At 61.3% G+C, this 17,808-nt stretch carries 16 protein-coding genes and 1 tRNA gene; 12 read left to right on the top strand and 5 right to left on the bottom strand.

Going from position 1 to position 17,808, the window contains the following annotated elements; genetic code table 11:
- The first annotated feature begins 64 nt into the window (after window positions 1–64).
- Together miaA and infC are read left to right on the top strand one after the other, a co-directional pair.
- Window positions 65–976: a tRNA (adenosine(37)-N6)-dimethylallyltransferase MiaA gene (gene miaA, locus KUL97_RS10630; RefSeq protein WP_217796954.1), complete on the top strand. Its 912-nt coding sequence runs from the start codon at window positions 65–67 to the stop codon at window positions 974–976.
- Window positions 977–1,021: 45 nt separating this feature from the next.
- Entirely contained in the window at window positions 1,022–1,669 is a 648-nt protein-coding gene (gene infC, locus KUL97_RS10625) for a translation initiation factor IF-3 (RefSeq protein ID WP_217796953.1), read from the top strand.
- 30 nt (window positions 1,670–1,699) lie between these two features.
- Here the strand turns inward: infC and KUL97_RS10620 are convergent, their stop codons facing one another.
- The gene (locus KUL97_RS10620) at window positions 1,700–2,443 is read right to left on the bottom strand and encodes a dienelactone hydrolase family protein (RefSeq protein ID WP_368656143.1); all 744 of its coding nucleotides are present in this window, start codon (window positions 2,441–2,443) and stop codon (window positions 1,700–1,702) included.
- A 79-nt stretch (window positions 2,444–2,522) separates the two neighbouring features.
- Here KUL97_RS10620 and KUL97_RS10615 point away from each other — a divergent pair, with 79 nt between their 5' ends.
- From KUL97_RS10615 to KUL97_RS10600, 4 genes are read left to right on the top strand one after another with little or no spacing between them, the layout of a single operon-like run.
- Complete coding sequence (locus tag KUL97_RS10615; protein WP_217796952.1) at window positions 2,523–3,512, top strand: GntR family transcriptional regulator; 990 nt, start codon at window positions 2,523–2,525, stop codon at window positions 3,510–3,512.
- A 17-nt stretch (window positions 3,513–3,529) separates the two neighbouring features.
- On the top strand, window positions 3,530–4,285 hold the full coding sequence (cysE, locus tag KUL97_RS10610; RefSeq protein ID WP_217796951.1) for a serine O-acetyltransferase: 756 nt from the start codon (window positions 3,530–3,532) through the stop codon (window positions 4,283–4,285).
- Complete coding sequence (locus KUL97_RS10605; RefSeq protein WP_217796950.1) at window positions 4,282–5,100, top strand: ABC transporter permease; 819 nt, start codon at window positions 4,282–4,284, stop codon at window positions 5,098–5,100. The genes cysE and KUL97_RS10605 overlap by 4 nt, the downstream gene beginning before the upstream one ends.
- A gap of 4 nt (window positions 5,101–5,104) precedes the next feature.
- Window positions 5,105–6,478, top strand: coding sequence for an ABC transporter ATP-binding protein (locus KUL97_RS10600; RefSeq protein ID WP_217796949.1), 1,374 nt, complete (start codon window positions 5,105–5,107; stop codon window positions 6,476–6,478).
- On the opposite strand, the gene secA is transcribed toward KUL97_RS10600, so the two are convergent.
- The 3 genes from secA to KUL97_RS10585 all read right to left on the bottom strand — a co-directional run bounded on the left by secA (window position 6,441) and on the right by KUL97_RS10585 (window position 11,081).
- Window positions 6,441–9,311, bottom strand: coding sequence for a preprotein translocase subunit SecA (gene secA / locus KUL97_RS10595; protein ID WP_217796948.1), 2,871 nt, complete (start codon window positions 9,309–9,311; stop codon window positions 6,441–6,443). The genes KUL97_RS10600 and secA overlap by 38 nt on opposite strands.
- A 65-nt stretch (window positions 9,312–9,376) precedes the next feature.
- Window positions 9,377–10,723, bottom strand: coding sequence for an ATP-binding protein (locus KUL97_RS10590; RefSeq protein WP_217796947.1), 1,347 nt, complete (start codon window positions 10,721–10,723; stop codon window positions 9,377–9,379).
- 43 nt (window positions 10,724–10,766) lie between these two features.
- Window positions 10,767–11,081 carry a PIN domain-containing protein gene (locus KUL97_RS10585; RefSeq protein WP_217796946.1) on the bottom strand — a complete coding sequence of 105 codons (315 nt, stop codon included), beginning with the start codon at window positions 11,079–11,081 and terminating at the stop codon, window positions 10,767–10,769.
- A 279-nt stretch (window positions 11,082–11,360) separates the two neighbouring features.
- Here KUL97_RS10585 and KUL97_RS10580 point away from each other — a divergent pair, with 279 nt between their 5' ends.
- Genes KUL97_RS10580 through KUL97_RS10570 form a run of 3 tightly spaced genes read left to right on the top strand, consistent with a single transcriptional unit; the run spans window position 11,361 to window position 12,438 of the window.
- Window positions 11,361–11,615: a type II toxin-antitoxin system VapB family antitoxin gene (locus KUL97_RS10580; protein WP_217796945.1), complete on the top strand. Its 255-nt coding sequence runs from the start codon at window positions 11,361–11,363 to the stop codon at window positions 11,613–11,615.
- Window positions 11,616–11,617: 2 nt separating this feature from the next.
- Entirely contained in the window at window positions 11,618–12,004 is a 387-nt protein-coding gene (locus tag KUL97_RS10575; RefSeq protein WP_368656142.1) for a type II toxin-antitoxin system VapC family toxin, read from the top strand.
- On the top strand, window positions 12,001–12,438 hold the full coding sequence (locus KUL97_RS10570) for a GNAT family N-acetyltransferase (RefSeq protein ID WP_217796944.1): 438 nt from the start codon (window positions 12,001–12,003) through the stop codon (window positions 12,436–12,438). Before KUL97_RS10575 ends, KUL97_RS10570 begins: the two co-directional genes overlap by 4 nt.
- A 72-nt stretch (window positions 12,439–12,510) precedes the next feature.
- Here KUL97_RS10570 and KUL97_RS10565 read toward each other — a convergent pair.
- Window positions 12,511–12,582, bottom strand: a tRNA-Gly gene (locus KUL97_RS10565).
- A 160-nt stretch (window positions 12,583–12,742) separates the two neighbouring features.
- Here KUL97_RS10565 and KUL97_RS10560 point away from each other — a divergent pair.
- The 3 genes from KUL97_RS10560 to KUL97_RS10550 are packed head-to-tail and all read left to right on the top strand — an operon-like array spanning window position 12,743 to window position 17,588.
- Window positions 12,743–13,465 (top strand): peptidylprolyl isomerase, encoded by a 723-nt coding sequence (locus KUL97_RS10560; protein WP_368656141.1) that lies wholly within the window; start codon window positions 12,743–12,745, stop codon window positions 13,463–13,465.
- The gene (locus KUL97_RS10555; protein ID WP_217796942.1) at window positions 13,462–16,413 is read left to right on the top strand and encodes an ABC transporter transmembrane domain-containing protein; all 2,952 of its coding nucleotides are present in this window, start codon (window positions 13,462–13,464) and stop codon (window positions 16,411–16,413) included. Before KUL97_RS10560 ends, KUL97_RS10555 begins: the two co-directional genes overlap by 4 nt.
- Window positions 16,413–17,588, top strand: a complete 1,176-nt coding sequence (locus tag KUL97_RS10550; protein ID WP_217796941.1) for an HlyD family secretion protein — start codon at window positions 16,413–16,415, stop codon at window positions 17,586–17,588. The genes KUL97_RS10555 and KUL97_RS10550 overlap by 1 nt, the downstream gene beginning before the upstream one ends.
- Window positions 17,589–17,808: the final 220 nt, after the last annotated feature.

Raw genomic sequence — 17,808 nt, 5'->3', positions numbered from 1 at the left:
TTCGGCAAGGGGTGCAATCGGCGGCACGCAGGTCAGGCGACAGGCCCGCCGGCAAAGTGCCCGGATGAGTCAAGCCGAAACCGCTGCCCAGCCCCTCGTGATTGTGCTGCTGGGGCCCACCGCCAGCGGCAAAACGGCCCTCGGCATCGAGCTAGCCCAGGCACTGGATCTAGCGGTGCTGTCGGTGGATTCGCGGCAGCTTTACAAGGAGATGGATATCGGCACCGCCAAGCCCACCCCGGCCCAGCGGGCGGCGGTGCGCCATGAGCTGCTGGACCTGCGCCGCCCCGATCAACCGATCAACCTGCAGGAATTCCGGGCTGAAGCCGAACAGGTGATCACCGCTGAACACGCCCGGCGCGGCATCGCCCTACTGGTGGGCGGCAGCGGCCTCTATCTCAAAGCGATCACTCAGGGGATGACGCCGCCGGCCGTTCCGCCCCAGCCCCAGCTACGGGCCCAGCTCGACGCCTTCGGCCAGCCCCTCTGCCACCAACTGCTCTGCGCCGCCGACCCAACGGCGGGTGCGCGGATCATGGCCAACGACGCCTTGCGCACCCAACGGGCCCTGGAGGTGATCTATGCCACCGGCCAACCGCTGAGCGCCCAACAGGGAGCTACACCGCCCCCATGGCGCGTGCTGGAGCTGGGCCTGAATCCGCCGGATCTCAAGCGCCGCATCGCCCTGCGCAGCGCTGGCCTCTACGCCGAAGGGCTGGTGGAGGAAACCCGCAGCCTGATCGAGCGCTACGGGGAGGCCTGCCCCCTGCTCGACACGATCGGCTACGGCGAGGCCAAGGCCGTACTGAGCGGGGACCTGCAGGAACCCGAAGCGATCGCCCTCACCACCCAACGCACCCAGCAATTCGCCAAACGCCAGCGCACCTGGTTCCGCCGCCAGCATCAGCCGCTCTGGCTGGATGGCGCCGATCCGCTGCAGCAGGCCTTGCAGGCGATCGAGCGCGTTCTAGGGTGAAGGGTGAACAGACACTGTTTTCTTTTCGTCCTCTCGCCCGCCTGAATGCCACCTCGTCCTCGTTTTGACCGCCGCGCTCCGGTGCGGGAGCTCCCCAACATCAACGACCGCATCAGCTATCCCCAGTTGCGGGTGGTGGATGCCGACGGCAGTCAGCTGGGGGTGATCACGCGGGAGGCGGCCCTGGAGGTGGCCAAAGACCGCGAGCTCGACCTGGTGCTGGTGAGCGAGAAGGCTGATCCGCCGGTGTGCCGGATCATGGACTACGGCAAGTTCAAGTTTGAGCAGGAAAAGAAGGCCAAGGAAGCCAAGAAAAAATCTCACCAAACCGAAGTGAAGGAGGTGAAGATGCGCTACAAGATCGATCAGCACGATTACGACGTGCGGATCGGTCAGGCTTCCCGCTTCCTTAAAGCCGGCGACAAGGTGAAGTGCACCGTGATCTTCCGGGGCCGCGAGATCCAGCACACCGCCTTGGCCGAGCAGCTGCTCAAGCGCATGGCCAAAGACCTTGAGGAAAAGGCCGAGATCCAGCAGGAGCCCAAGCGCGAGGGCCGCAACATGATCATGTTCCTCACGCCGCGCAAAACGCCGCTGGCCAAGGAGAAAGAAGCCGAAGCCGCCGCCAGCAAGGCCGTGCGCACGATCGAAACTCCGCGCCAACAGGCCGCTGCAGCAGCCGCTGAGGGCTGAGGCTCAACCAGCCAGGCGGCTCTGCCGCCTTCAGAGCGTTTCACCAAACAGCTCGAGCATCGCCGCCCAACCGGCGGCTGAGGCTTCGGCGTTGAAGTCGGCGCGGGCTTCGCACATGTAGCCGTGGCCGGCGCCCGGGGCCCGCACAAAACGGTGTCGGTTGCCTGGTGCGGCCGCCAGAGCCTGCTCGATCGCGCTGAGCTCTTCCGGGGGCATGAGTGGATCCTGATCGCCGCAGAAGCACCACAGCCTGCCGGGAATCTGCGGCACATCGGTAAGCGTGGGCGCACCGCCGCCGGGGCGATCGGTGGAGACGCGAGCGCCATAGAAATCACACGTGGCGGCAATCACCGGCAGGGTGGCAGCGAGCATCGCCAGGTGGCCGCCAAAGCAGAAGCCCACGCAACCCAGGGGCTTCTCTCCCAACCCATCAGCGCTGTGGCTTTGCTGCATCCAGGCCGCCGCCGCCATCACATCGGCGCGCAGCTGTTCGGCCCGCACTTGATCGCGGTGCTGCCGGCCCAGCAGCAAACCGGCCTCGTCGTAGCCGGCTTCCAGCCGAGGCGCCGTGCGCCAGAAGGTGCTGATGGCGAGAGACGCATAGCCCTGCTCCGCCAGGCGGTCGGCCACGCTGCGCACCCAGCCGTTCACGCCGAACACCTCGGGCAGCACCAGCACACCCGCTCTCGGGGCCTCGGGGCGCGCCCACCAGGCGGGCATGGCGCCCTCGGGGGTGATCACTTCGGTGTGGTTCGCCTGAATCGCTTTCGTCACAGCCGCTTATGCCGGGATTGCAATTGTCACCGGCGCCAAAGATCCGTATGGTGGCGCCGCAGCGTTGTGCCACTCCGGTTTGCGGTTCCACATTCAGCAGGACAGCGACATCCCGGCGTCGAGCCAGCTGTACAACCAGATCTGCTTTGCGATTGCGGCTCGGCATTTTCCGCCCGGTCATCGCTTACCGAGCACGCGCCAGCTAGCGATGCAGACCGGCCTGCACCGCAACACGATCAGCAAGGTGTACCGCCAGCTGGAGAACGATGGCGTTGTGGAAGCCATGGCCGGCTCTGGCATCTATGTGCGCGACCAGCAGAACCCGCGCGACATCAAGCCCGCACCGGGTCCCCGTAGCCGCCATCTGCCGGATATCGACCGCGAGGTGCGCCAGAGCGTGGATGGTTTGCTCAATGCCGGCTGCACCCTGCAGCAGGCCCGCGATCTGTTCACCCGCGAGATCGACTGGCGCTTGCGCTGCGGCGCCCGGGTGCTGGTGAGTACCCCTCGGGAGGACATTGGCGCCTCGATGCTGATTGCTGAGGAGCTGACGCCCCACCTGGATGTTCCGGTGGAAGTGGTGCCGATGGAGGAGCTGGAAAGCGTTCTCGAAAGCTCTAGCAATGGCACGGTGGTGACCAGCCGCTACTTCCTGCAGCCGGTGGAGGAGATCGCCCGCCGCCACAGCGTGCGCGCCGTGCCGGTGGACCTCAACGACTTCCGCCACGAGCTCGACCTGCTCAAAGACCTCAAGGCCGGCAGCTGTGTGGGCCTTGTGAGCATCAGCCCGGGCATCCTGCGCGCAGCTGAGGTGATTTTGCACAGCATGCGCGGCAGTGAGCTCCTGCTGATGACGGCAACGCCCGATGTGAGTAGCCGCTTGTTGGCCTTGTTGCGGGCCTCGAGCCATGTGCTGTGCGATCGGCCGAGCTTGCCGCTGGTGGAGCAGAACCTGCGCCAGAACCGCGCCCAGCTGATGCGCCTGCCCCAGGTGCACTGTGCCCAAAGTTATTTGGGCAGTGCCACGATCGATCTGCTCCGCAAGGAGATCGGCCTGCTGGCGGTCTGAGCCGGCAGACTCTCCCCATGCTCAACGCCCTGCGCGCCGACCTGGCGATCATCAAGGAGCGCGATCCGGCGGCCCGTGGGGTCCTGGAGATTCTGTGCTGCTATCCGGGGCTGCACGCTCTGACGCTGCATCGCGTGAGCCACCAGCTCTGGCGGCTCCGCTGGCCGTTGACGCCTCTGCTGGCGCGAATTCTCAGCCAATTGGGTCGCTGGCTCACGGGTATCGAAATCCATCCCGGTGCTCAAATTGGCCGAGGTGTCTTCATCGATCACGGCATGGGCGTGGTGATTGGTGAAACAAGCGTGATCGGTGACAACTGCTTGCTGTACCAGGGGGTGACCTTGGGCGGCACTGGCAAGGCCCATGGCAAACGCCACCCGACCCTCAAGCACAACGTCGTGGTTGGGGCTGGTGCGAAGGTGCTGGGAGCTATTCAGGTGGGTGCTAACACGCGGATCGGCGCCGGCTCGGTGGTCCTTCGCGATGTCGCGCCTGACAGCACCGTGGTGGGCATCCCGGGGCGAGTGATTCACCAGAGCGGTGTGCGCATCGATCCGCTGGCCCACTCCGCGTTGCCGGATGCGGAGGCGCGCGTGATCCGCAACCTGATGGAGCGCATCGATCAATTGGAGGGGGAGCTCGCCCGCACGCAGGCGTGCCTGCGGGAATTGGCGGCGGGCCAGCCGCTGCTGGAACCCTGCCGCGGAGCGGCCCAGAACCTCAAAGACCGTGAGATTCTGGAATTTCTCGGCGACGAGCAACAGCGTCCATGAAGGCCTGGGGTCTGGCGCCGTTGTGGCTGCGTCGTTTGCATCAGCACCGCATCCTGCTCTGGCGGCTCACCCAGCGGGAGGTGGTGGGTCGCTATCGGGGTTCCCTGCTGGGCTGGGGCTGGAGCTTGCTCAACCCCTTGCTGATGTTGGCGGTGTACACGTTTGTGTTCTCCACGGTGTTCAAAGCCCGTTGGCCGGATCTGGAGCAGGCGGGGCCACTGGGTTTTGCGATCAATTTGTTCGCCGGGTTGATCGTGTTCAACCTGGCGGCGGAGTGCGTGGGCAAGGCCCCCACGCTCGTGCTCAGTGAGCCGAGTTATGTCACCAAGGTGGTGTTTCCACTTGAGGTGTTGAGCGCTGTTGCGGTTGGTGCGGCTGGGTTTCACGCGTGCACCAGTTTGGTGGTGCTGGGGCTGTTCGAATGGATGGCTGTGGGCGCCATTCCGGTCACGGCGCTCTGGCTGCCACTGGTTTGGCTGCCGCTCGTGCTGGGCTGTTTGGGGGTGTGTTGGTTGCTCTCAGCCCTTGGGGTGTTTCTGCGGGATTTGCCGCAGGTGGTGAGTGTGGGGCTCAGTATGTTGATGTTTCTCAGTGCGATTTTTTATCCGCTGTCGGCATTGCCAGAGCGTTGGCAGCCCTGGCTGCGGGTGAACCCCCTGGTGCCTGTGATTGAGCAAACGCGGCGGGTCCTGGTGCGGGGTGAACAGCCTGAGATCCTGTTTGTGCTGTTAGGCGTTCCGCTGGCGCTGCTGGGCTGCGAGCTGGGGTTTCGCTTGTTTCTGAAAGCCCGGCGTGGTTTTGCGGATGTGATGTAGCGCCATGACAGCAGCGATCGCCCTGCAGGCTGAGGATTTGGGGAAGTGCTACAGGATCTTTCCCTCACCGCGCGCCCGGTTGGCCCAGGGTCTTTGGGGTGAGCGGCGGCAGCTGTATCAGGAGAAATGGGCGCTCCGGGGTGTGAGCTTTGCTTTGCCGGCTGGTCAGACCCTGGGGGTTGTGGGGCGTAATGGTTCGGGGAAGAGCACCCTGCTGCAGCTGTTGTGTGGCACCCTCACCCCCAGCGAGGGCACGGTGCATCGCCAAGGACGGGTGGCGGGACTGCTGGAGCTGGGCAGCGGCTTCAACCCGGAGTTCAGCGGTATTGAAAATGTGTTTTTGAATGCCTCCCTGCTGGGGCTCAGTCAGCAACAAACTGAAGACAAGCTCGACGCCATCCTGGCGTTTGCAGATATCGGCGACTATGTGCACCAACCCGTGAAGACCTATTCCAGTGGAATGGCGCTTCGCCTGGCGTTTGCGGTGCAGGCCAGCATTGATCCCGACATCCTGATCGTGGATGAAGCCCTGGCGGTGGGTGATGAACTGTTCCAGAAGAAGTGTTTTGCGCGCCTGAGCCAGCTCAAGGCCTCGGGCACCTCGATCTTGCTGGTGACCCACAGCTGCGCCCAGATCATCCAGCACTGTGATCAGGCGCTGCTGTTGCATCGCGGCCAAGCCCAGCTGATGGGGCAACCCTCGCTGGTGACCACCACCTATCAGCAGTTGGCGAATGCACCGGATGCGGAGTGGGCAGCGGTGATCCGTCGTAAACGAGAGCAGCTGCAACAGCAGGGCGCTGCAACGGCAGCGGGGGCGGCATCGCAGGTGCACCAGAGCTGCAGCCCCAGCGGCGGCACGGAGGCGATGGAGCCTGGATTGCTGGTGCCCAGCAGCCGTGAGGTGTATGCGAGCGAGGGTGTGGAGATCCTCGGTGTGAGCATCGAAACCCCGGATGGCCGGCCCCGCAATCAGATTCCGTTTCGCGCAGCCTTTCAGCTGCGCTTTCGCTACGCCGCGGCCCTCAGCAGTTCGGCCCAGGCCCTGCGCTGCGGTTGCTACATCGCCAGCACGCAAGGCCTCAGGATCACCGGGCAGGTGTTTCCATTACCCGGCGACGCCTTTGTCGCTGAACCTGGCCAGTGCTGGGAGGTGTTGTTCAGCTTTGGTGGGGGTCTCATCCCCGGCGTGTATTTCGTTGGCGGTGGTGTGTGGCGCAACGATCAACCCGGCCACTTCTTGCATCGGGTGGTGGACCACACCGCGTTTCGCGTGTTGGCGAGCCCTGAAGTGGGTGGGGCGGGGCTCTGCGATCTCGCAACAGCCCCGCCCGAGTTGATCAGGCAGCTTGCGGCGCCGCCGCCGGCTGGAACATGAACATCGAGTAGATCACGTTGCGGCGCATCTGGGTCATCATCTCGAGGAACATGTCGTAACCCTCGTTCTTGTATTCGATCAGCGGATCCTTCTGGCCGTAGCCGCGCAGACCCACCGATTCGCGCAGGGCGTCCATCGCCTGCAGGTGTTCACGCCAGAGCGTGTCGATCTGCTGGAGGATGAAGAAGCGCTCGGCTTCGCGCATCAGGCCGGGGCGCTGCTGCTCGATCTGGCCCTCCTTGATGTCGTAGGCGTTGCGCAGCTGCTCCTGCAGGAAGGCCTTGAGCTCCTCCACCGAGAGGCCGCGCAGCTGATCGGGCTTGAGGTCCTCCAGGAGATACACGAACTCCTGCACCTTGCTCACGAGGCGATCGAGATCCCACTCCTCGGGTGGCAGATCGGGGTTCACGTACGCCTCCACGATGTCGGTCATGGTGCGCTCGCCGTAGCCCACCACTTGCTGCTTGAGCTCGCGGCCTTCGAGCACGCGCCGGCGCTCGGCATACACGGCCTTGCGCTGGTTGTTCATCACCTCGTCGTACTCGAACACCTGCTTGCGGATGTCGTAGTAGTACGTTTCCACCTTCTTTTGGGCGCCCTCGAGCGAGCGGGTGAGCATGCCGGATTCGATCGGCATGTCTTCCTCCACGCGGAAGGCATTCATCAGGCCCGCCACACGGTCGCCCCCGAAGATGCGCAGCAGGTTGTCTTCCAACGAAAGGAAGAAGCGAGTGGAGCCGGGGTCGCCCTGGCGGCCCGCCCGGCCGCGCAGCTGGTTGTCCACGCGGCGGGATTCGTGGCGCTCGGTGCCGATCACGTGCAGGCCGCCTGCTTCTCGCACCTGCTCATCTTCCGTGCCAGTAACGGCCTCGTATTCAGCCTTCACGCGGGCAATCAGCGAGCGCAGCGCCTGGATCTGAGCGTCGTCGGTGGGGGCTTTCTCGGCCGCCTGGGCAATCTTGTCTTCTAACTCGAGCACCGTGAGCTGGCGGTCGCCCCAGGCCTTCACCAGATCGTGGGCGAGCTCCGAGAGGGAGTGCTCAGTGGCATCGCTGAGGGCGCAGGGGTAGAGGGCGCCAATGGCGCGGGCTTCGGACGGGGCCTTGGCAGCGGCGGCACTGGAGGCTGCACCGAAGCCGGGAGCGGCTTCTGGAGCACGCTGCAGCGGCACCGGCGGTTTGTGGCCTTCTTCGGGCCGCACCAGGCGGGGCAGCAGCACCTCGCGCAGCTTGAGGCGGGCCATGTAGTCGGCGTTGCCGCCCAGGATGATGTCCGTCCCGCGGCCGGCCATGTTGGTGGCGATGGTCACAGCGCCGGCGCGGCCGGCCTGGGCCACGATCTCGGCCTCCCGCTCCACGTTCTCGGGCTTGGCGTTGAGCAGGTTGTGGGGAATCGCCTGCTCAGCCAGCAGGGCGCTCAGCAACTCCGATTTCTCCACGCTGGTGGTGCCCACCAGCACCGGCCGGCCGGTTTTGTGCACCTCGGCCGTTTCCAGGGCCACGGCGCGCCATTTGGCGGTTTCGTTCTTGTACACCTGATCGGTCCAATCGGCGCGGGAACGCACGCGGTTGGTGGGAACAATGGTGACCTCGAGCTTGTAGGTCTTCTCGAACTCCACTTCTTCCGTTTTGGCGGTGCCGGTCATGCCGGCCAGGCGCGGGTAAAGCAGGAAGAAGTTCTGGTAGGTGATCGAGGCGAGCGTCTGGGTTTCGGGCTGAATCGGCAGACCCTCCTTGGCCTCGATCGCCTGGTGCTGGCCATCGCTCCAGCGGCGACCGGGCATCACGCGGCCGGTGAACTCATCCACGATCACGGCATCGCTGCCGCGCACGATGTAGTTCACGTCTTTCACGAAGAGTTCCTTCGCCTTGAGCGCGTTGTTGATGTAGTGCGCCCAGGGATCCTGGGGATCAAACAGATCGCTCACCCCGAGCAGCTGCTCGGCCTTGGCGTAGCCCTCATCGGTAAGGGTGCAGTTGCGCTGCTTCTCGTCAACTTCGTAGTCGCCCTCGGGGTCGATGCCGTCTTTGCCGAGTTCAGCGGCGCGCACCAGGGCGGCGGCCACCTCAGCGGCCCTCTGATACTTCTCCTGGGGACGCTCCACCTGGCCGGAGATGATCAGCGGCGTGCGGGCTTCGTCGATCAGGATCGAGTCGACTTCGTCGATCACGCAGTAGTGGAACTCGCGCTGCACCACCTCGGCGATGTCCGCCGCCATGTTGTCGCGCAGGTAGTCGAACCCGAGCTCTGAGTTGGTGGCGTAGGTGATGTCGCAGCCATAGTTCTGGCGGCGGGTGGCGGGATCCATGTCTTGCTGGATCAAGCCCACCGAGAGGCCCAGGAAGCGGTGCACCTGCCCCATCCACTCCGCGTCGCGGCGGGCGAGGTAGTCGTTCACCGTCACCACGTGCACACCGCGGCCGGTGAGGGCGTTGAGGTAGGCGGGCAGGGTGGCCACGAGGGTTTTGCCCTCGCCGGTTTTCATCTCAGCGATCTGGCCGTCGTGCAGCACCATGCCGCCAATCAGCTGCACATCGAAGTGGCGCATACCGAGCACGCGCTTGCCGGCTTCGCGCACCACGGCGAAGGCCTGAGGCAGCAGCTCATCGAGCAGTTTTCGCTCGCGTTCGAGCGTGGCTTCGAGGCTCAGGCCGCGGTTTTGGCACTCCAGCTGCAAGGCAGCGAGCTTGCCGCGGAATTCAGTGGTGAGGCCACGCAGCTCGTCGTCGGAGAGGGGGGCCACCTCCTCTTCGAGCAGATTGATATCGGAAACGATCGGCTGATAGCGCTTCAGCTTGCGGGCATTGGGATCACCCAGCAGCAGCTTGAGCATGGAAGTGGGCCGATTTGCGCTGCGGGCAGCCTACTGAGAGCGGGCGTGGCGCCCTTGGGCGGGATTCACGCCTGCAGCAGCCATTCGAGCGCTGAGTTCCAGCTCACCGCTTCCGGCCACTCACCACTGGGCTGGGCCCGATCCAGGGCGATCACCCGGGCCTGGGCCGCCGCACCGATCGGCTCCTGCAGGGCCTGCTGCAAGGAACGCAGCTCCCGCCGACGGGTGGCGCCATCGCTGAGATCCGCGCACACCTTGATCAGCTCGCGGCGGCCATCCGGGAAGCGGGCATGGAAATCCACCTCGAAGCCATCGCTGGTGCGCACATAACCCACCTCGGCGCCCTGGCGCAGCAGCTCCAGCAACACCACGGTCTCCAGGGCATGGCCGAGATTGCTGCGCCCATCCAGCTCATAGAGGGGCAACAGGCCCGGATCAATCGGATACACCTTGCGCGGCAGGGTCATCCGGCGGCGCAGAGAGCCACCCACCACGGAGAGACAGCGGATCAGGAAGGCGCTTTCCAGGTGATCCACCAGCTCTGCCAGGTGTTCACGGCTGATGGCGAGACCCTGGCTTTTCAGGGCACCATGCAGGCGATTGAGGCTGAAGCCGCCGCCGCCGTGGCTGAGCAGCTGCCGTACCAGCCATTGCAACGCTAGGGGTTGGCGGATGGCATGGCGCTCGATCACATCGCGCAGCACCGTGCTATCCACATAACTGCTCAGCAGAAGCCAGCAGCTGCGGTCATCGGCCTGCTGCAGCTCCGGAAAGCCGCCACGGTGGAGATAGAGCTCCAGCTGATGGGCCAGCTGGGAGCGTTCGGCACTGCTCCAATGGCTGCTCGGCTGCTGGGGCTCCAGGCCGGCATGGCGCAGGCACTCGCGAAAACTGAACGGGAACACGACAGCCTCCACAGCCCGGCCCCGCAGGCTGCTGGCGATCTCGCTGGAGAGCATCTCCGCGGAGGAACCGCTCACCACCACGTCGATGGGCTCGGTATCCATCACGCGGCGCACGAAACCCTCCCAGCCGGGAATGCGCTGGATCTCATCGAGAAACAGGCAGCCCCTCGGCTGCCCGATGCGCAACTGCGGCTGCAGCTGAAAGAAGGTTTCCAGCAGGTGGTCGAGCAGCTCCACCCCTGGCGACTGGGCCAGGAGGCGCTCGTCTTCAAACGACACCAAGGGCAACCAGGCCCGTTCAGCGCCGGCGGCGAGGCGTTCACCTACCTCCTGCCAGAGCAGCGACGTTTTGCCGCTGCGGCGCATGCCGATCACGGCGAGGGTTTTGCCGGGAATGCGGGGAATCCAGGTGTCGCGGCGGGTGAGCTGGGGGAGCGGCCGCTGCACGGCGTCGATCAGCTTCTGGCGCAGCAGCCGCTGCAGGCCCTCCGGGATATTGCCGTCCATGACGACAAGTTAGCTTGAAAACTTGTCGTTATGGACGGCAAGCTCATTCGAGCAGCTCGGCCGGCTCACCCAGATCCGCCAGCAACTGAACGGTGCGGCGATCGAAGCTCACGAAGCGCTCTCCGCCGACACGGCGGCCGCTGAAGGCGATTACGGCATCAGCAAAATCGCCGCCGGCCGACAGCAACCTGAGGCCAGCCCTGGCAGCCGGGCAATCGGTGACCACAATCCGCGTGGCCAGCAGGGCCTCGATCGCAGCCACGCAATCAGCTGCGGCAAAGCGATACACCCGCTTCAGCACCCAAACCAGCTCGCAGAGCACCGGCAGCGGCACCGCCACCAACTCGGTTGGGCGCACAGATCCATGGCGGCACGAGCCTGCTCAGGATCGTCCTGCACGAGAACTCGCACCAGCATGTTGGTGTCGGCGGTGACCCTCACTGGCCAGCCCAACCCGCGGCGGCGGCCTCAGCGATCTCCTCGAGACTGGCCCGGCGATCGGCGCGCCCGGCGAGCACGCCGAATACGGCATTGAGGAGTGTCAAGAGAGGCAAGCAGGGCCCCGCAGCCCATGCAACCCAAAGTCGCCCCTCGAGTGCGAGGGTAGATTGAACGCAGCTGTCTACCCCGCCACGCCATGGGGATGAACATCAAAGATCCCGAAGTTCACGCGATGGCCCGGCAGCTGGCCGCATGGCGGGGCACCACCGTGACCAATGCGGTGCGGCAAGCCCTCAGCGCCGAACTGGAGCGCAGCCAGGCCGCCGATGCCGCCCGGCAGGACAACCTCCAGGCTCTGCTGGAACGCTTCCGTAGGCTGCACTGGCCGGAGGGAGTGAGCGGCAAGGAAGCGCAGGACGCGCTCTACGACGATCAGGGGCTACCGGTGTGATCGTGGTCGACACCTCGGCACTGGTGGCGATCCTGAAGGTGGAGCCTGATGCAGCAGAACTGCTCCGCCGCCTGGGCGAGAGCCGAACCAATCGCATCGCCACCGCCACCCTGCTGGAAGCCCAGATGGTGGTGATCAGCCAGCTGGGTGATGCCGGATTGGCCGAGCTGGAACTGCTGCTCAGCCGGGCGCAGGTCCAACCCATCCCCTTCGATGCCAACCAGCTGCACTGGGCCCTGCACGGCTGGCGCCACTACGGCCGAGGGCACCACAAGGCTGCGTTGAACCTGGGCGACTGCTTCAGCTACGGGCTGGCCAAGGCGCTTGATGCACCGCTCCTGTTCAAGGGCGAGGATTTCCGATACACCGATGTGAAGGTGGCCCGTTGAGCGCCGCGCCGATTCAGCTGATCTGCCACCGCCGCGGTGCCTGGCGCCTCCGGCGTGCGCCGGGTCAGCTGCAGCAGCTGCAGCGCCTGCTCGATGCCCATAGCTTCTGGGCCAGGGGCCGCTCCAAACGCGAGCTGAGCCGAATGCTGGCCGGCAGCCAGGCGGTGATCAGCGCCTGGCAAGGCTCGCGCCTGGTGGGCTTCGGCCGCGCCACCAGCGATGGTGTGTTCCGCGCCGTGCTCTGGGATGTGGTGGTGGCCGGCGATCAACAGGGCCGCGGGCTTGGCCGACGAATCGTGGAAGCCTTGCTTCAGGAACCGGCGCTGCAGGAGGTGGAGCGCACCTATCTGATGACCACCAACAGCGCCGGCTTCTATGAACAGCTCGGCTTTACAGCCGTAGATAGCCAGCGGCTGATGCTGCGACAGCAGTAGCCCGAGATCTGAGAGATCAAGGGCTAATCAAACCATGAACTGCCCTAAACATGCAATCATGGGACCAACGAAAGCGGATGAAGAGATTCGAACTCTCGACCCTCTCCTTGGCAAGGAGATGCTCTACCACTGAGCTACATCCGCGTGGCGGCGTTCCCGCCGACACCAGAAGCATGCACTACGGAGGTGCCCTGGGTCAACCGAACCCCAAGGATGGGTTGCCCCCCAGGGGGTTGCCACTAATCTCGTGACCATGAACACGGCTTCCCCACCAGACCTTTCTCAAGCTCTCCCCGCTGCTCTGGTGAGCCTGGATGCTCATTGCCTGACCCTGCTGCGCCGGAGAAATTTGCTGCGCGCTCTCGTGGAGCAGGAACTGGTGGCTCAAGCGGTGGGTGGCGTCGCAGTCTCCGATGAGGAACGTGACCAGCTGGTGGCCGCCTACCGGCAGAAACAAGGCCTCGAGGATGAAGCCGCCTTTCAGGCTTTCCTGGCGCGAAGCGGTTTCACGGCAGCTGATCTCACCGAGCAACTCCTCCTTCCGATCAAGCGCCAGCGCTGCGCCCAAGAGTGGTTTGGCCATAAGGCAGAGGCCAGGTTTCTCACACGCAAAAACCAGCTCGACAGCGTTGTGTACAGCTTGTTGAGGGTTCAGAACCGGTTTCTGGCCCAGGAGCTCTACCTTCGGATCGCAGGCGGTGAAGCCAACTTCGCCGACCTAGCCGCCGAGTTTGCCGAAGGCCCTGAGCGTGGCACCAAGGGAATCGTTGGACCGGTGCCGCTCACCCAGGCTCACCCTGCCCTGGCAGAACGGCTGAGAACGTCGTCGCCAGGCCAGCTGCTCATGCCGATTCAGATTGCCGACTGGTGGTTGGTGGTTCGCCTGGAGAGCTACCGGCCAGCCAGTTTCGACACCGCCATGGCGGCACAAATGACCAACGAGCTGATGGATAGCTGGGTGTTGGAAGAAACAAACCGTACGATGGTGGCCTTGTTGACTCATTTGGCCGAAGGCAGCGCTGCATGACTCAGTCACCCTCGTTGCCCTTCCAGCAGGCACCAGCTTTTCAGGGCCTGAGCTCTGAGGGCCTCCAGCTCTTACAGAGCAACGCCGAGTTGCTCCGCTATGACCTAGGTCAACTGGTGGTGTTGCCATCCAGTCTGCCGGCCAAGGTGTCGTTCATCCTCGAGGGAACGGCTCGTCTCTTAGGCACGGATCAAGGAAAACTGGCCACGTTGGCGCGCTTGGGCCCGGGTGAGCTGCTGGGTTTGGCGTCGCTTCTCCACGGCAATCCCTGCGAACACATCACGGCATCCTCGGCCTTGGTTGTGGCGAGCCTTGACGATCGGTTTGTGCTGGAGCTTTTTCAGACTGAACCGGCCTTCCGCGAATGGTGTCAGAGCCATATCTGGCCCTCTGAGGTGGCGCAGCTCATCCAAGCCGTCCAATCGCATGCGGCTGGTTCGGATGGATCGGTGATGCGCGTTCTTTCGGACGCCTATGCGACTGCAACGTTGGTTCAGCCTCACGAAGAGGCCTTGTTAGAGGCTCAGCGCCAAGGTCGTCAGGTTTTTCTGGTCAGTGCTCCTGCCAGCCAACAGCCTTGGCCCATCGAAACCTTCAGTGAGCTGCCTGATCTCAGTCAGACAACCAAACCGTTTGGTTATCGACTTTTGAGTTTGCCGATAACGATTCTTGAGGCGGCTCGAGCTAACCCTGCAGCGTCTGAACCCTCAGGAGACCCTTCCCAGGCACCGCCAGAGCCGGCCATAGGGCAAGCCCCCGCAGTCCCTGAAGTCAGCGGCCTGAACTCTATCGGTTCAGACCAGTGGAAGCAGCAACTCGTCCGTGCAGAGGGTCCAGTTGAAGAGACCTTGGCTTGTTTTCAGATGTTGTGCAAGCAACTCGATCTGCCGTTCCGTCGAGACGCGATCGAAAAAGGCCTGCGTCAAACGCTGCAACGCGGCAGCCAGCCAACGCTTCAGCTCTGCGGAGAGCTAGGGGCAAGCTTTGGTTTGCACGTGATGGGTGCCAAGGTTCCTGCTTCGGTCGGATCTCGGCTGCAGGTTCCTAGTCTTGTGGAATGGAAAGACAGCTTTGCCTTGGTGATGGCGAGCAGTCGAGAGGGGATCATCTTGGCATCGCCGCGAGATGGAATTGTTGAATTAAGTCCTCAAGAGATCGAACATTCGTATCCGGATGGAATCGGTGTCCTCCAGTTTGACCGATCTAACGTTAACCAGGAGAAGAAATTCGGCCCTTCTTGGTTCTGGCCTGCGCTGAAGCGATATCGGGGCATTCTTGTTCAGGTTCTGATCGCGAGCTTTGTCGTCCAGATGTTTACGCTGGCGAACCCACTATTAATTCAGGTGATCATCGATAAGGTGATCTCTCAGCGAAGCTTTGACACCTTGCAAATTCTTGGTGTTGCGCTTGTGGTGGTCACAATTCTCGAAGGCGTTTTAAGCAGTTTGCGAACCTTCTTGTTTGCTCAGACTACGAATCGAATCGACCAACGCCTAGGAGCTGAGGTGATTGACCATCTTCTTAGACTTCCACTCTCTTATTTTGACAAGCGTCCTGTTGGAGAACTAAGTACTCGAGTTGCTGAGCTCGAAAAAATTCGCAATTTCCTCACCGGTCAAGCCCTAACAACGGTTTTGGATTCTGCTTTTTCGGTAATTTATATTGTTGTGATGCTTGTTTACAGCATCGAGCTGTCTGTCGTTGCACTTGCTGTTGTTCCTATCCAGATTGCCCTCACCCTCCTCGGCGCTCCGCTCTTTAGGCGCCAATATCGAGAAGCAGCCATTCAGAACGCGAATACTCAAAGCCATTTGGTTGAGGTGATGAGTGGTATTCAAACGGTCAAGGCTCAGAATGTGGAAATGGTTAGCCGCTTTAAATGGCAAGATTTTTATTCACGCTACATTCAGAGAACGTTTGAGAAAACTGTGACAGGTACGGCTCTAAACGAAACCAGTTCTGTTCTCCAGAAATTGTCTCAACTGTTGGTGCTGTGGGTTGGCGCCATTCTTGTTTTGCGCGGCGACTTAACTTTAGGTCAGCTGATTGCTTTCCGAATTATTTCCGGCAACGTGACTCAGCCTTTGTTGCGCCTATCGTCAACTTGGCAAAGCATTCAGGAAATTCGCATCAGCTTCGAGCGTCTTGCTGACGTGATTGACACCAAACAAGAATCCGACAGTACTGATCAGTCAAAAATTCCGCTGCCACCGATCACTGGTGAGGTTGAGTTCCAGAACGTTACGTTTGCATTCGTTAAGGGTAAGATGCCAGTCCTTAAGGATGTTGATCTCCATGTTCCTAGTGGTACATTCGTCGGTATCGTTGGACAGAGTGGTAGTGGCAAAAGCACACTCATGAAGCTTTTGCCACGCCTTTATTCACCAGATTCAGGTCGTATTTTAATTGATCACTATGATATTAGTAAAATTGAGCTTTATTCGTTGCGCCGCCAGATTGGAATTGTTCCTCAAGAGCCAATTCTATTTTCTGGCAGTGTGAGCGAGAATATTGCCTTAACGCGACCTGACGCCGATAGTGAAGAGATTGTTCGCGCGGCCCGTTTGGCTTGTGCTCATGATTTCATCATGGACCTCCCAGATGGTTATAGTTCATCTGTTGGTGAACGAGGATCCGCTCTCAGTGGAGGCCAGAGGCAACGGTTGGCTATCGCACGCACACTGTTAAGCGAACCGAAGCTCCTGGTGATGGATGAAGCAACAAGTGCTTTGGACTACGCAACAGAAAGGCAAGTTTGTGACAATCTTATCGATTCTCTTCATGACCGAACAGTTTTCTTCATCACCCACAGATTGTCAACGATTAAGAGGGCTGATCTCATTATCATGATGCATCAAGGTGCCATTGTTGAAATGGGTACGCATGCTGAGTTGATGGAGAAGCGCGGACGCTATTTTGCTTTGTCACGCCAACAGGAGGCTCAATAATGAGGTCTTTACTCAACAAGCCAGCTTCATTATTCACACGCGCTCAAAAAAAGCTGGAATCTTCAATCCAGCCCAATGATCAAGATGAGAAGGTGCTCAACCAGCACACCTTCTGGATGCGTTCACTCACCTGGACCTTGGTTGGTACGACTGCTTTTGCATTGGCATGGCTTGCCTTCGCCAAAACTGAGGAAATTGTTCAGGCCACAGGTCGGCTCCAACCGATTGGTTCAGTTAAGGATATTCAGCTTCCTTTGGGTGGGGTTACCAAGCAGATCTTGGTGAAGGATGGGGAGCAAGTGAAAGCCGGGCAACCATTGCTGGAGCTGGATACAGAGGCGAATAAGGCGAAGCAGATCAGCTTGATTTCGAGTATTCAACTTAAGCAAGCTCAATTGGAGTCGAAGCTTGATGAAACAAAACGCTCTGAGCAGCTCAATGCTAAAACTGCCACCATTTTAAGAGAACGACTACGCCTTGATCAAGAAGTGCTATCTCGCTATGAAAAGCTTGAGAAAGAGGGTGCAGCAGCTGAATTGCAGTACCTCCAGCAGAAAAATAAAGTCACTGAAACTCGCGGACAGCTCGAGCAAACCATTCTCGATGGAGAGAGGCAGCGTGCGATCCAACTACAAGGTTTGAAACAGCTTTCAGCTGAACTCGAGTCTCTCAAGTCTCAACTGGCTGAAGCCAATCAGTCTTTGCGCTACCAAGTGATCAAGGCGCCGGTGGATGGCGTTGTTTTCGATCTCAAACCTAAATCCACAGGCTTTGCGGCTCAAAGTACCGAGATCGTGATGCGTATTGTTCCCTACGATAAATTAGAGGCTCGCGTAGAAATCCCAACAGAAGACATCGGTTTTGTCCGTGTTGGTATGCCAGCGGATGTGAGTATTGATTCTTTCCCGGCTACCGATTTTGGCGTTCTCGAAGGCACTGTGATCAAGATCGGCTCGGATGCACTTCCTCCGGATCCATCAAAACAGCGTGAGATCTATCGCTATCCGGCAAGCATCCGACTAGCCAATCAACAACTCAAGCTGAAAAGTGGCCGTACTCTCCCCTTGCAGGTTGGCATGTCGTTGGTTGCGAGCATCAAGCTCCGCGATGTGACTTATCTCCAGTTGTTGTTGGGTGGCTTCCGCGATAAGGCGGATGCACTGCGCCGCATCTAGAGCATGTGGTCCGCCATTTGTCAGCAAGCTGGCACAATCGGCACAAGCAGGATGCTTGATGTGCCGATCCCTTAATTGGTTCTCGCTCTTAAATCCAGGTCTGGCAACGCTTCTCAGGGACGATCACAAGTCTGTGCCACGCAACATGCCGTCCCCTGTAGGCCCATGCTATGTTGACTATGCTACGCATCTTCGCGTAGATTCAACCTGCGTTCCAGCA

It is taken from the genome of Synechococcus sp. HK05 (genome assembly GCF_019104765.1).
GTDB lineage: Bacteria > Cyanobacteriota > Cyanobacteriia > PCC-6307 > Cyanobiaceae > Vulcanococcus.
Note: the sequence above shows the minus strand (reverse complement) of the source record. Positions and strands in the feature narration are given on the sequence as shown.